We start from the raw sequence: 14,922 nt of genomic DNA, 5'->3' as shown, positions 1-14,922 counted from the left end.
ATATAAATCTACTATATTAAAGGAGGACATATCCTAATGTCTAAAAAACTAAAGAACTTTATCAATGGTGAATGGGTCGAAAGTAAAACAGATAAGTATGAAGATGTTTATAATCCAGCAACAAAAGAAGTATTAGCACAGGTGCCAATCTCTACTCCAGAGGATTTTGAAGATGCTGTGCAGGCTGCTCAGGCTGCTCAAGAAAAATGGAAAAAAGTATCTGTAGCCAAACGTGCCCGCATTCTATTTAAATATCAAAATCTATTAGAAGAGCATAAAGAAGAATTAGCAAAATTAATTACGCAGGAAAACGGAAAAAGTGTTGGCGAAGCATTAGGCGAAGTTGGACGCGGTATTGAAAACGTAGAATTCGCTGCTGGTGCACCGACATTAATGATGGGAGATTCTCTTGCAACGATTGCAACCGATGTAGAAGCTACAAACTATCGTTATCCTGTAGGAGTTGTCGGCGGAATTGCTCCATTTAACTTCCCAATGATGGTTCCATGCTGGATGTTCCCAATGGCAATTGCTTTAGGTAACTCCTTTATCTTAAAACCGTCTGAAAAAACACCGATTCTTGCAGCAAGAATTGCAGAATTATTAGATGAAGCTGGTCTTCCAAAAGGTGTATTTAGTATCGTCAATGGTGCACATGATGTGGTGAATGGCATTTTAGACCACCCTACTGTAAAAGCAGTATCCTTCGTAGGCTCTAAGCCAGTTGGAGAATATGTATACAAACGCGGAAGTGAGAACTTAAAACGTGTTCAAGCATTAACTGGCGCGAAAAACCACTCTACGGTATTGGCAGATGCTGACTTAGACCTAGCTACAAAAGAAGTAATCAGCGCTGCATTCGGTTCCGCCGGAGAACGCTGCATGGCTTGTGCTGTTGTAACTGTAGAGGATTCCATTGCAGATGAATTTATCGCAAAATTAAAAGAAGCATCTGACAACATCAAAATGGGTAATGGTCTGGATGAGGGTGTCTTCTTAGGACCAGTTATCCGCGATGAAGCAAAACAGCGTACACTGAGCTATATTGAAAAAGGAATTGAAGAAGGTGCTACACTAGTTCGCGACGGACGTAACGAACAAAATGAAGATGGCTATTTTGTCGGTCCAACAATTTTTGATGGCGTATCTCAAGATATGACAATCTGGAAGGATGAGATTTTTGCTCCAGTGTTATCTGTCGTACGTGTGAAAAACTTAAAAGAAGCGGTTGAATTCGCTAACCAATCTGAATTCGCTAACGGGGCTTGCCTATTCACTACAAGCGCATTATCTGTACGTTATTTCCGTGAAAACATCGATGCAGGTATGTTAGGAATCAACTTAGGTGTACCAGCACCGATGGCATTTTTCCCATTCTCCGGATGGAAGTCTTCTTTCTTCGGTACACTGCATGCAAACGGAAAAGACAGTGTCGATTTCTATACACGTAAAAAAGTAGTAACCGCTCGTTACCCTGAACCAGATTTTTCATAATTCAACAAAACAGATTACTAGATTTTAAATAAAACATGAGGCTGGGTATTTTTTCTCCAGCCAATGTTGTCAGGTTAATAAATTTTATAAAAATTATATGTGATACAAATAGTATAGTAATAATACTAACTAGCGGAGGAAAAACACGGAGACTCCTATGGGAAAGCGCAATGGTCTTCGGTGGGGCGAGTAATCGCAGTCCCAGGGTGAAGACCCCGCAGAAAAAAGCGAACTTCTTTTTTTCTACCCTCGGGGCATAAGGGCGACTTTAGCTCTGTCTGCGCCTGTCGGCTTGCCAATCGCTAAGTCTTCTTTAAAGGAGGCTGAGCGCAAGCCCATGGAAAGCGTAGTGTTTTTCCGCAGCGGTCGCACTAACCTGAAAACATTGTATCTCCAGTCCCAGCCTCATTCCATATCGAAAGGAGTTCTTTATGAGTCATTTATTAAGAAAACCTGAAAATAACAAATTAGCAGACGGCGTAACACTTGTTCATGAAGTGACAGAAGAAAATTCCCACCTTCATTATGTCGGTTTTAAAGTAGTAGATTTAGAACCAAATACCAGCTATGACGAAAAGCTGACGAACTTAGAGCTTTGTGTTGTCGCATTAACAGGAAAAATCACCGTCACAGATGGCTATCAAAGCTTCTCTGATATTGGTACCCGCGAAAGCGTATTTGAACGTAAACCGACAGACAGCGTTTATGTTTCCCATAACAAAACAGTTACCATTACAGCTGACACGAAAGCTCGTGTAGCATTATGCTTTGCTCCATCCGATAAGGAGCTGCCGACCAAGCTGATTAAAGCAGAGGATAACGGCGTAGAGCATCGCGGAAAATATAATAACAAACGGCAAGTGCACAATATTTTACCGGACTCTGACCCTTCTGCAAACAGCTTGCTTGTTGTAGAAGTGTTTACAGAAACAGCTAACTGGTCCAGCTATCCTCCGCATAAGCATGACCAGGACAATCTTCCAAACGAGTCCTTCTTAGAAGAAAGCTATTATCACGAAATGGACCCGCCGCAAGGGTTTGTTTTCCAGCGTGTATATACAGAGGACCGTTCTTTAGATGAGACCATGGCTGTAGAAAATGCCAATGTTGTTCTTGTTCCTAAAGGCTACCATCCAGTAGGCGTGCCAGACGGTTATGCTGCTTACTATTTAAACGTCATGGCCGGACCGGAACGTATCTGGAAATTCCATAACGAAAAAGCTCATGAATGGATCATTGATCGAGACTAATGATTTTTGAATCGTCCCCCTCTCCTCTATTCTTATAGAAAGAGGCGAGGGCGATTCTCCTATGAAAATAAACCGTAATGAAAAAGGAGCGAAACGCATGGCACTTACATTTAATCAAGATAGAGAATACGATATTATTGCGATTGGCCGCGCTGCGATTGACTTGAATGCAAACGAATACAACCGTCCGATGGAAGAAACAATGACTTTCACAAAATACGTTGGCGGTTCTCCGGCAAATATCGCTATTGGCAGTTCAAAATTAGGACTGAAAGCTGGATTTATCGGCAAAATCTCAAAAGATCAGCACGGAAACTTTATCAAACAATATATGGAGGAAAAAGGAATTGATGTCTCTAATATCGTTTATGATACAGAAGGACATAAATCCGGACTCACGTTCACAGAAATTTTAAGCCCGGAAGAATGCAGCATTTTAATGTATCGTGATCAAGTAGCGGATCTTTATTTAGATTCCACCGAAGTAAGCGAAGATTATATCAAAAAAGCGAAAATCCTTCTTGTTTCCGGTACTGCCCTGGCACAGAGCCCTTCTCGTGAAGCGGTATTGCAAGCAGTTCAATATGCAAAAAAGAATGATGTCAAAATTATCTTTGAATTAGATCACCGTCCATATACATGGAAATCTGCTGAGGAAACAGCAGTATATTATTCTCTTGTTGCAGAGCTTTCCGATGTCGTTATCGGTACGCGTGACGAATACGACGTGATGGAAAATCTGGATTCAGAAGGCGACAATGAAAAAACAGTTCAGCACCTATTCCAGCATAATACCGAGCTTGTGGTCATCAAGCATGGTGTCGACGGTTCTTATGCCTATGAGCCAGACGGTACCATTCACCGCGGAAAGGCATACAAAACAAAAGTATTAAAAACATTTGGCGCAGGCGATTCCTATGCCTCTGCATTTCTTTATGCACTTGTTACAGGAAAAGACTATGAAACGGCATTGAAATTCGGCAGTGCATCTGCTTCCATCGTTGTCAGCAAGCACAGCTCTTCCGAAGCGATGCCGACGGTAGAAGAAATTGAACAGCTTATTCGCGAGCGTTCTTAAAAGGATGTTCAAACTTTAAACATGAAAAGAAAGGCAGGTTGAATAAAATGAGTGAAAAAATTCGTTTAACTACTGCACAAGCATTGGTGAAGTTCTTAAATCAGCAATATATCTCTGTAGATGGCGTAGAAACACCATTTGTAGAAGGTGTTTTCCACATTTATGGTCATGGTAATGTTTTAGGCTTAGGAGAAGCACTTGAAAATAATCCTGGACGTCTAAAAAGCTATCAGGGAAAGAATGAACAAGGAATGGCTCATGCAGCAACAGCTTTTGCCAGACAAAATCTCCGTCAAAAGATTTTTGCTGTGTCCGCATCTGCAGGACCAGGCTCAGCGAATATGGTAACAGCAGCTGGAACTGCTTTTGCAAATAATATCCCGGTGCTATTCTTACCGGCAGATACATTTGCCACCAGACAGCCCGACCCTGTACTGCAGCAATTAGAGCATGAACACAGTACAGATTTAACAACCAACGAAGCATTCAAAGCTGTTTCAAGATATTGGGACCGTATTGATCGTCCGGAACAGCTGATGAGTGCGTTAATCCGAGCATTTGAAGTATTAACGAATCCGGCAACAACTGGACCAGCAACGATTTGCTTACCTCAGGATGTAGAAGCGATGGCATATGATTATCCAGTCAGCTTTTTCAATAAACGCGTTCACTATGTAGACCGTAAATTACCGACGCAGCGTGAATTAGACGGAGCAATTGCAGCCATTAAACAAAGTAAACGCCCGGTACTATTAGTCGGCGGCGGTGCTAAATATTCAGAGGCAAGAGAGGAATTAGTAGCACTGTCTGAAAAAGCAAATATTCCAATCGTAGAAACACATGCCGGGAAATCAACCGTTGAGTTTACTCATCCGAATAATCTTGGCGGAAATGGTATTTTAGGTACCTCCGCTGCGAACAAAGCAGTGATGAACGCCGACTTGATTATCGGAATCGGTACAAGATATACAGACTTCACGACATCATCCAGAACGTTGTTTGACTTTGACAATACAAAGTTTTTAAATATCAATGTAAACCGCGGACAAGCATATAAGTTTGACGGTTTCCAAGTGGTGGCTGACGCCAAAGCAGCATTGCAATCAATCAATAAAAATATTGGCGATTACCAATCAAGCTATGGAGAAGAAACAGCTTCCCTGAAACAAGAGTGGGAGAATGAGCGCAATCGCTTAGCTGCAACAGAATTCAATCGCAATGATTTCAAACCTGAAATCGCAGATCATTTCAATCAAGAAATTTTAAATGATTATGCCGATGCGCTAAAAACAGAATTAACACAAACGGAAGCATTAATTAAAATCAACGATGTGGTCGACAGCGATGCCATCGTGATTTCTTCCGCAGGATCACTGCCAGGAGATATGCAGCGGATTTGGAATGCCAATGTGGCAAACACGTTCCATTTAGAATATGGCTACTCTTGTATGGGATACGAAATCGCAGGAGCACTGGGAGCTAAATTAGCGAAGCCTGAACAGGAATCGTATGCAGTTGTAGGAGACGGAAGCTTCTTAATGCTTCACTCTGAAATTGTAACAGCTCTTCAATATGATAAAAAAATCAACCTGCTGCTATTCGATAATTCCGGGTTTGGATGCATCAATAACTTACAAATGGATCACGGAAATGGAAGCACAGGAACAGAATTCCGTAATGCGAATAACGAAATCATGAACATTGATTACGCTAAAATCGGAGAAGGATATGGCTTAAAAACCTATTCTGTCAATAACTTGGAAGATTTAACAGCAGCTGTGGAAGATGCTAAAAAACAAACCGTATCCACGCTGATTGAAATAAAAGTGCTGCCAAAAACAATGACAGACGGCTACGATGGCAGCTGGTGGAATGTGGGGGTAGCAGAAGTTTCCGAAAAGGAAAGTGTACAAAAAGCTGCTGCAGAAAGACAACAAATTCTCGATAATGCAAGACAATATTAATGGAAGCTGGATGTGATGAATAATGGGAAAACAGGATATCCATTGGGGAATAGCACCAATCGGCTGGCGAAATGACGATATGCCGGAAATCGGAAAAGATAATACCCTATCGCATCTATTGAGCGATATCGTTGTTGCCGGATTCGAAGGCACAGAAGTCGGCGGCTTCTTCCCTGATGCAAAAACATTAAAAAAAGAAATAAAGCTTCGTAACTTAAAAATTGCCGGACAATGGTTCTCCAGCTTTATTATTCAAGATGGCGTGGAGAAAGCATCGGAAGCATTCCATGAACACTGCGCTTATTTAAAAGAAGTGGATGCTGCGGTTGCTGTTGTTTCCGAACAAACCTACAGTATTCAAGGCTTACCTAAGAATGTTTTTGCTGATAAGCCTACTTTTTCAGATGAAGAATGGGAGCAGCTTACGGAAGGCTTGAACGTACTTGGCGAAATCGCTGACAGTTACGGCTTAAAGCTTGTATATCATCACCATCTCGGAACCGGCGTACAGACATTGGCAGAAGTCGACCGCTTAATGGAAAATACCGATCCGAGCCTGGTTCACTTGCTTTATGATACAGGACACATTTACGCCTCTGATAAAGCATACATGCCGTTATTAGAGAAGCATATGCACCGAATCAAGCATGTGCATTTTAAAGATATTCGGGACAATATCATGAAAACGAGCGAAGAAGACAGTCTATCCTTCCGCTCTGCCTTTCTTGCCGGAATGTTTACGGTACCTGGCGATGGCGGTATCGACTTTAAAAAAGTATATGACAAGCTGCTGGAAAATAATTATCAGGGCTGGATTGTGATTGAAGCAGAGCAGGATCCGGAAATTGCGCATCCGCTTGAATATGCTTTAAAGGCCCGCAAGTATATTAACGAAAACGTATTGAACGAAAAAATCACAAACTAAATGAGGATGTTCACTTTAAAAGCAGTATGTTAGAGTGAACCTCTTCATGAAATGTACGGCATATTTAATTATAAAAAGAATGGAGGTGAAAGAATGACATTTGTATCATTAAAAGAGCTGATGCCTGAAGCAAAGAAAAATCAGTATGCTGTCGGCCAATTTAATATCAATACCTTTCAATGGGCAGAAGCCACATTACGCGCAGCAGAAAAAGAAAAATCTCCCGTTATTTTAGCTTCCACGGATCGTATCGTAGACTACCTTGGCGGATTTAAATTGATTGCTGCCGCTACCAAAAAAATGGTAGAAGAAATGGGAATTACCGTACCTGTCGTTCTGCACCTCGACCATGGTTTATCGGTAGAACGCTGTAAAGAAGCTGTTGATGCAGGCTACAGCTCTGTTATGTATGATGGCTCGAAGCTGCCTTTGGAAGAAAATATCGCCAACACCAAAGAGGTTGTCGACTACGCAAATAAACAGCATGTCTCTGTGGAAGCAGAAATCGGTTCTGTTGGCGGTACAGAGGATGGCATCACTTCCGGCATCAAATACGCGGACCCAAATGAGTGTTATCGGCTTGTAGAAGAAACCGGAGTAGATCTGCTTGCAGCCGCACTTGGATCGGTTCATGGCGTTTATCAGGGCGAACCAAAGCTGGCATTTGATCTAATGCAGGAGATCTCTGACAGCCTGAATGAGGTTCCTCTGGCTCTACATGGCGGTTCTGGTATTCCTGCCCACCAAATTGTAAAAGCCATTGAATACGGCCATGCCAAAATCAATGTAAATACCGAATGCAATCAGGCATGGGCAAAAGCAGTACGTAACTATCTGGAGCGGCATCCAGATTCCCATAAGATCCCGGAAATCATGACAACAGGGATGAACGCAATTGAAAAGGTAGTAACTGAAAAAATGCATTTATTTGGTTCTTCCAATAAAGCATAAGTCCATATTATCAGAACAACTGTGGCTTCACATAGACAGTTACAGACTTGGAGGAATGACAATGACAAAAGTAGTTACAGGTATCATTGGCGCTGGACGTATCGGACAGCTGCATGCTAAAAATATACTGCTATCCGATAAATATCAGTTAAAAGCAATTTCTGATGTATATACCGATCACTTGAAGGATATCGATTATTTAAAAGCTGTTCCTGTTATCACACAGAATGCAGATGATATTCTCAGTGACCCAGAAATCGATGCTGTTTTTATCTGCTCAAGCACGGATACGCATATTGATTTTATTACAAAAGCAGCAAAGAATAATAAGCATATTTTCTGTGAAAAGCCAATCAGCTTTGATATTGAAAAAACAAAAGAAACCTTGGAAGTGATTAAAGAAACAGGCGTCAAATTCCAAGTAGGTTTTAACCGCCGCTTCGATACACATTTCAGAAAAGCACATGATGTTGTCCGCAATGGTGACATTGGTACACCGCATGTTATTAAAATCACTTCCCGTGATCCGGAAGCTCCACCAGAAGAATATGTAAAACGCTCCGGCGGCCTATTTATCGATATGGCTATTCATGATTTCGATATGATTCGTTACTTATCCGGACAAGATGTGAAAAACATTACCGTAAAAGCGTCTTCTCTGGTAGATGATCGTTTTTCACGCAATGATGATGTAGATACAGCCATTATCACCCTCACCTTTGCAGATGATTCTCTGGGAGTAATCGATAACAGCCGCCAAGCAGTATATGGCTATGACCAGCGTATCGAAGTATTCGGCAATAACGGCATGGTCCAGGTAGAAAATCAGAAGCCGACCAATGTAAAAGTAAGCACAAATGCTGCGGTTACCGAGGACAAGCCAATGTATTTCTTCCTTGAGCGTTATAATGAAGGATACATCGCGGAAATCCATGATTTTGCCCAATCTATTTTAGAAGATAAACCCGTCGTGGCAAAATTCGAGGATGGGCTACAGGCTGAGCTGTTAGCAAAAGCTGCGAAACTTTCCTGGAAAGAGAATCGTACGGTTGAATTGAGCGAGCTTCGTTAGTTTGAGAAGACTTTGCTTTTAAATTGATATAACGGAAAGACAAGCATATCAGTCGTGTTGCTTGTCTTTTATTTTATCTGTAAATAAGAGACGATGCTTTACCTCTCAAAATATTTGTAATTCAAACCTTCATTTTTCTACCATACGACTATTTCTTTGAAACAAGAACAACACCGCCATAACCGTTACTAACGCAAATATTCCTGTAAAATAAAACACTTCACTTAAACCAATATGTTCAGCAATATTGCCTGCAACTAACGGTCCTAAAAAGATACCCACTGCATAAAAAGATTGAAAAAATCCCATTGCTGACATCTTTAAGTGTGCAGGACTGCAGCGGACAACCTCATCTAATAAAATCGGAAACACAAAACCAAGCGCCAGACCAATCACAAAATGAACCATAGATAATGTAAGTAGTGTCTCCGTCAATGGAACCAGCAGTAGAAAGATACCAGTTATTCCAAAACAACTCCAAAGTATTCGTTTATTGTGTCTGCTGTCTATTTTTATAAAGACTAAACTTAGAGAAGCTAATGCGTGTGGAATAAAAAATGCACTAACTAGCCAAATGAATGCTGTTTCAGATACGCCATTTTCAGCAGCTATTATTGGACTGAAACCAAAGATAGTGATAAACAAGATAGCATGAGCAGCAAGTGATAAAAACGTTATCATTTTCAATCCAGGTAATGTTAATAAAACACGTAAATGAGATAATAAATTAAAATCTGTATTTGACATCGAATCGGGCTGTTGTAAATCTTTAATCTGCCATGCCAATAGAATTCCTGCCACGGAAGCAATTGCTCCAATCCAAAACGGTACGGTCCAGCCAAATTGCTCAACGATAAATCCACTAATTGCCATACTTGCAAACTGTGTAGCTACAGTAATAAATTGCAATGTTCCCATTGCTTTGGCAGATTGACCTGTTCCAAAATAGTATGTATACAAAACCGTAGCCATTACCCACATAGACGCAGTAACTCCAGCCATCAATCGTGCAAGCATAATCATAAAAAATGAATCGAAATAAACTAAAATCAGGCAACTAAGAAGTGATACGGCAAATCCTCCTACAAATAACTGCTTTCTTAATTTACTTAAATAATCTGATAAAATCCCGAGCGGCAGTCTTAATAGAATTTGAGTGATGCCGTAGCTTCCGATAATAATACCCACTGCAGTATACGAAAATCCTTTTGACTGCAGATACACACCGAAAACGGGTGAATAAATATAAGTAGCAAACCAAAAACAAAATATAGCTGCTAGAAAAATGGCATGGTCTTTTTTTAGTATTACTCTCTCTTCCCTCTTTTGAACATATGCTATATTTGACATAAAATCCTCCCTACCTATACATGGATATACATTTTTTCATATCCATCCATAAGAAATCACAAACATTCCTATCCATATGCCATGGACAGGAATATTATTTGATTAATTGATTGACAGCTTATAGTCATTAATTTTTTGTTATCCTAACGCTTCTGTTAAAATTCCATAAATATATCAGACTTCTACCTTTACTTCTCTATAAAAACTCGGGCATTCAGGTAAATCAATAGGAATAATTTTTCCTGAATTTTTCGCTTCCAGACAAGCATCTACCGTCACAGAAACAACATAACCATCCCAAGCTGATGGTCCATTCATTTCACCTTTTAGCGTTGCGTCTATCCATTCTTGTATTTCTACATCATACGCATCAATAAAACGAGGCTTCCAATCCGTTAAAATATCAGAAGATAGTTTTGCATCTTTACGAATTACAACACTGGCGGGATCTGGCAAATTAGCAATTCCAGTATCTCCAACTACTTGGCATTGAACATCATAACCATATTGACAATTAACAAATACCTCTGCGTCAATGCGAATACCTTCTTTTGTTTCCAATAATATCATGTAAGGATCTTGCATCCCATCATTTGCAAAACGAGTTCTCCTCGGCTGGATTACTTGAACAGATACATAATCATCCTGAAGCAGCCATCTTAAAATATCAATTTCATGCACAAAAGAATCTGTAATTGGCATATCCCCATGAAATGCAGGTGCATTTTGATTTCGATGAGCACAATGAAGCATCAATGGAGTACCAATCTGATTCTCTTCAATATTTTTTTTCAAAGCACGATAACCCTGATCATATCTTCGCATAAACCCTACTGTTACTAATTGCTTTCCACTTTTAACTTCAGCATCTACAATACGTTTACAACCTTCCGCTGTAGTAGCAAGCGGTTTTTCGCAAAACACAGGTTTTCCAGCTGCAATAGAAGCTAACACAAATTCCTCATGCGTCGGCCCCCAGGACGTTACAACTACTGCATCCACATTGGGAGATTGTATTAATGCATGGCCATCTTCAAAGATTTCTGCATTCAGATTTTCCGTTTCTACAACGGCTTCTGCCTGCTCTGGATTTACGTCCGTTACTGCAACAATTTCCCCGCCAGTCAGCGTATTTGTAATCCGATGGATATGATCCTTTCCAATTGCTCCTGTACCAATAACTCCTATTTTTAATACCATTCTAATTCCTCCCTATATAATTAAAATACCTTTAAAATGTTCTTGCTTTTTTAGACTTTTATAAACATCTATTTGGGATAGAACGGCAGTTTCACAGTCAGTGTATTCTGCCGTATCCGCACTCGCCTTCACCAATTAACAAATCAAATATTCCTATCCTTCTTTCATGGACAGGAATATTATTTGGATAATTGATTACTAATTACCTAAATAACCATTGATTTTTTCTACTTCTTCTTCTGCCGTTTCACTTGTAACTACGTTGACTTCTGCAAAAATTTCATCATCTACCTCTTCACCTTCAAGCGCTTTGTAGGCAGATTCAATGGATGTGTATCCCATTTGATAAGGATCGTAAGCTACATCTGCATTTAATTTTCCGTCAACTATCGCTTGAAGTGCATCTGGTGTTCCATCAAACCCAATAACCGGGATATCCGTTCTTGCGTTATTATCCAACCCTTGGTGTGCTCCAAGCGCCATTTCATCGTTTGTTGCAAAAATAGCTTTAATATCTAAATCATTTGTTAGAAAATCTTCTGTAATATTTACTGCTCTCACACGATCGCTTTGTCCATCCTGCACAACGATTTCAATATCTTTCTCTTCCAATGCATCTTGAAATCCGTTTGTACGATCATCATGAACTTTTGCTCCAAGCTGCCCACGAATAATTGCTACGGTATCTCCATCTTCCAATTGTTCACTGATATACTCTCCAGCAAGCTTACCAGCCTCATAATTTTCTACACCTACAAATGTTACTTTATCAGTAAACTCTTCTATATCTGCATCTGCTAAAACGACAGGAACATCCTGGTTAGAAGCCTGTTGTAAAGCTGGCAGCATCGCTTCTGGCAGACTCGGCGCAACTACTAAAGCATCTGCTTCCACAGAAAGCTGATCTTCAACGATTTTTACTTGCTCTTCAAACATCGTTTCTTCAGCAGGCCCTAGCACATCTAATGAAATTCCTAAATCATCTGCTGCGGCTTCGGCACCAGCTTTATGCAATTGCCAATAATCAGAGCTTAATGTCATATAAACAGATGCCATTTTATAGGACTCATTTCCACTCCCGTTCGAAGCTTCCCCAGAATTTTCATTCGTACATGCAGCTAAAAACAAAAGCAGTGAAGCAATAATTAAAAAAACTATTCTTTTCATTATAAAACCTCCACAATTTTATATTTAAAAAAAGTATAAAATCTAATTTGGCCTTCTTTAACATCGGAAAATTCTAATAATATACTTCCTAATGTTAAAATTATTTTATTTAGAATAATTTTAATGCTATTCTAAATAGCTGTTACTTAACTCGATTTCCTCTTCAACGTTTTCACTTGTAATAACTTTTGCTCCAGAATCTATTCTACCTTCTACATCTTCTCCTTGCAGTGCTTGGTAAGCAGATTCAACAGCTGAATATCCCATTTGATAAGGATCCTGAGCAATTTCTGCCGTTATTTTTTCATCCATAACTGCCTGCAAACCATCTGGAGTGCCATCAAAACCAATTAAAGGAATGTCTGTTTTTCCTTGATTTTCTAACCCTTGATATGTTCCTAATGCCATTTCATCCGACGTTGCAAATACTGCTTTTATATCATCATCACTAGTCAAAATATTTTCCATAATATTTACTGCCTTCACCCGATCACTTTGAGCGTCTTGAACAATAAATTCCAAATTTTTCTCGTCTAAAGCATCTTGGAATCCATTTGTACGCTCATCATGTACTTTTGCTCCCAGTTGTCCACGGATAATCGCTACCTTGTCTCCTTCTTCTAATTGGTCACTAATATACTCACCTGCTAATTTACCAGCATCGTAGTTTTCTGTTCCTATGAAGGTAACTTTATCTTCAAAATCTTCAACATCTGCATCTGCCAATACGACAGGAATGTCCATCCCTTCAGCCTGATTTAAGATTGGCAGCATCGCTTCTGGCAGACTTGGCGCGACAATGATAGCATCCGCCCCTGAAGAAATTTGATCTTCAACAATTTTGACCTGCTCCTCAAACATCGTTTCTTCTGCTGGTCCTAACACTTCTAAAGAAATCCCAAGGTCTGCCGCAGCATCCTCAGCACCAGCTTTATGCATCTGCCAATAATCAGAATTTAATGCCATGAGTACAGTAGCAAACTTATAAGATTCACTGCCATCTTCACTCGCATTAGAGTCTTCAGACGAACATGCAGCTAAAGCTAACAAAAGTAATACCATGGTGAAAATAACTAAATAGTTAAATCTTTTCATATCGATTCTCCTTTGGTTATCATTATTAAAATAAAATTCTGATATATACAGCAGCTGGGTTATGAACATTATTGAAATCTACAAAGTTCATCATCTCTTCTTGGATCAATTCCGCTAATTCTTTAGATTGTCAGGAATAAGTGCAAGAAATTTTTTTACAATATACATGCTTCTTTAGACACTCCATAATGAAAAGCATTTGTTGAGGCAATAGCTGCTAAATCAACGTTCGTATCTATCATTACTTTTCCTAGTAAGATATCAACATTGATAATCTAATTGTTTGTGAGCCTTCTCCATCCAGCCAGCATCAATAAAACCAATTTTCACCTTTTTAACTCATACACTCCTCTCTGTTGTCTAGTTTTTCTAAAAAATTTATAGACAATAAAAATTTATTTCTCTAAAATATCATTAATTTCATCAAGCGTTTCTCCGGCATTTTCTTCTGTTAGTATTTCCACATCAATATCAATTTCCTTAGCAATCGTTTCCCCCTCAATAGCCTTTAATGCATTTTCTACTCCCTGATACCCCATTTGATATGGGCTTTGAGCAACTGTTGCAGTCAGTCCGCCATTACTAATCGAATCTAATGCATCACTCGTTCCATCAACCCCAATAATTGGTATATCTAAATTTTGCGCACTTACTGCTTCATAGGCTCCCATCGCCATTTCATCATTCGCTGCAAACACTCCTTGAATATCTGGATGGGCAGTTAAAATATTCTCCATTGTGTTTACTGCCTTTGCACGATCAAAATCAGCAGCTTGAGAAGCAACAATATTTATCCCTTGCTCTTCCATTACATCGTTCACTCCGCTAACTCTTTCCTCACTTACCGCCGCACCTGAAACCCCTTCTAAAATCGCAACTTCATCTCCTTCTGATAAATCAGAGGATAAAAGCTTCGCAGCTTCTTGGCCAGCTGTATAATTGTTTGTTCCAATGTAAGTCGTTTTTTCTTCCCAATCTAAATCTGTATCAATCAGCAAGACTGGTATATCCTTTTCTCGATACCGCTGAAGGACTGGCGTTTGTTCTTCTGTACTAGGCATCGCAACAAGTGCATCTGGCTCTTCAACCAATAAATCTTCTAAAATATTAATAATTTCCGTTGTATTTGTCTGTGTAGAGGCAGCCTGAAAGGTACCATTTACATCAAAATCTTCAAAAGCTTGTTTTGCTCCTGCCTCAGCCAATTTAAAATATTCCTGATCCGACCCTTTTAAAACTACTGCAATATTAGGTTTCCCCTCTCCGTCGGTGCTTGATGATGAATCACTTGCATCACCGTCTTCTGCACAAGCTGCAAGCGTTAATATAGCTACTAAAAATACAGTTAATAGATAATATTTGATTTTTGTCATTAT

Annotated in this window: 12 protein-coding genes; 7 read left to right on the top strand and 5 right to left on the bottom strand. The window is 39.7% G+C overall.

The genetic code is table 11. The annotated features are described in order from the left end of the window. The first annotated feature begins 30 nt into the window (after positions 1–30). The 7 genes from MKX55_RS03720 (at position 31) to iolG (ending at position 8,734) form a co-directional block, all read left to right on the top strand. Complete coding sequence (locus tag MKX55_RS03720) at positions 31–1,494, top strand: CoA-acylating methylmalonate-semialdehyde dehydrogenase (protein WP_339238410.1); 1,464 nt, start codon at positions 31–33, stop codon at positions 1,492–1,494. 431 nt (positions 1,495–1,925) lie between these two features. Continuing rightward, entirely contained in the window at positions 1,926–2,744 is an 819-nt protein-coding gene (iolB, locus tag MKX55_RS03715) for a 5-deoxy-glucuronate isomerase (RefSeq protein WP_339236158.1), read from the top strand. Positions 2,745–2,841: 97 nt separating this feature from the next. Beyond that, on the top strand, positions 2,842–3,822 hold the full coding sequence (gene iolC, locus MKX55_RS03710; protein WP_339238408.1) for a 5-dehydro-2-deoxygluconokinase: 981 nt from the start codon (positions 2,842–2,844) through the stop codon (positions 3,820–3,822). Between the two features lie 47 nt (positions 3,823–3,869). Then, the gene (iolD, locus tag MKX55_RS03705; RefSeq protein WP_339236157.1) at positions 3,870–5,786 is read left to right on the top strand and encodes a 3D-(3,5/4)-trihydroxycyclohexane-1,2-dione acylhydrolase (decyclizing); all 1,917 of its coding nucleotides are present in this window, start codon (positions 3,870–3,872) and stop codon (positions 5,784–5,786) included. A gap of 22 nt (positions 5,787–5,808) precedes the next feature. Beyond that, on the top strand, positions 5,809–6,711 hold the full coding sequence (gene iolE, locus MKX55_RS03700) for a myo-inosose-2 dehydratase (RefSeq protein ID WP_339236154.1): 903 nt from the start codon (positions 5,809–5,811) through the stop codon (positions 6,709–6,711). 93 nt (positions 6,712–6,804) lie between these two features. Then, on the top strand, positions 6,805–7,662 hold the full coding sequence (gene fba, locus MKX55_RS03695; RefSeq protein WP_339236151.1) for a class II fructose-1,6-bisphosphate aldolase: 858 nt from the start codon (positions 6,805–6,807) through the stop codon (positions 7,660–7,662). A gap of 61 nt (positions 7,663–7,723) precedes the next feature. Then, on the top strand, positions 7,724–8,734 hold the full coding sequence (gene iolG, locus MKX55_RS03690; protein ID WP_339236150.1) for an inositol 2-dehydrogenase: 1,011 nt from the start codon (positions 7,724–7,726) through the stop codon (positions 8,732–8,734). A gap of 129 nt (positions 8,735–8,863) precedes the next feature. Here the strand turns inward: iolG and MKX55_RS03685 are convergent, their stop codons facing one another. From MKX55_RS03685 to MKX55_RS03665, 5 genes are all read right to left on the bottom strand, one after another. After that, positions 8,864–10,084 carry an MFS transporter gene (locus MKX55_RS03685; protein ID WP_339236148.1) on the bottom strand — a complete coding sequence of 407 codons (1,221 nt, stop codon included), beginning with the start codon at positions 10,082–10,084 and terminating at the stop codon, positions 8,864–8,866. 174 nt (positions 10,085–10,258) lie between these two features. Then, positions 10,259–11,284, bottom strand: coding sequence for a Gfo/Idh/MocA family oxidoreductase (locus MKX55_RS03680; protein WP_339236146.1), 1,026 nt, complete (start codon positions 11,282–11,284; stop codon positions 10,259–10,261). 198 nt (positions 11,285–11,482) lie between these two features. Beyond that, the gene (locus tag MKX55_RS03675) at positions 11,483–12,451 is read right to left on the bottom strand and encodes a sugar ABC transporter substrate-binding protein (RefSeq protein ID WP_339236144.1); all 969 of its coding nucleotides are present in this window, start codon (positions 12,449–12,451) and stop codon (positions 11,483–11,485) included. Between the two features lie 126 nt (positions 12,452–12,577). Next, positions 12,578–13,546: a sugar ABC transporter substrate-binding protein gene (locus MKX55_RS03670; protein WP_339236142.1), complete on the bottom strand. Its 969-nt coding sequence runs from the start codon at positions 13,544–13,546 to the stop codon at positions 12,578–12,580. 395 nt (positions 13,547–13,941) lie between these two features. After that, a complete protein-coding gene (locus tag MKX55_RS03665; protein ID WP_339236140.1) occupies positions 13,942–14,919 on the bottom strand; it encodes a sugar ABC transporter substrate-binding protein in 978 nt (325 codons plus the stop codon). Positions 14,920–14,922 lie beyond the last annotated feature (3 nt).

The sequence above is a fragment of the Oceanobacillus sp. FSL W7-1281 genome, from assembly GCF_037969835.1.
GTDB classification, from domain to species: Bacteria; Bacillota; Bacilli; order Bacillales; family Amphibacillaceae; genus Oceanobacillus; species Oceanobacillus oncorhynchi.
Note: the sequence above shows the minus strand (reverse complement) of the source record. Positions and strands in the feature narration are given on the sequence as shown.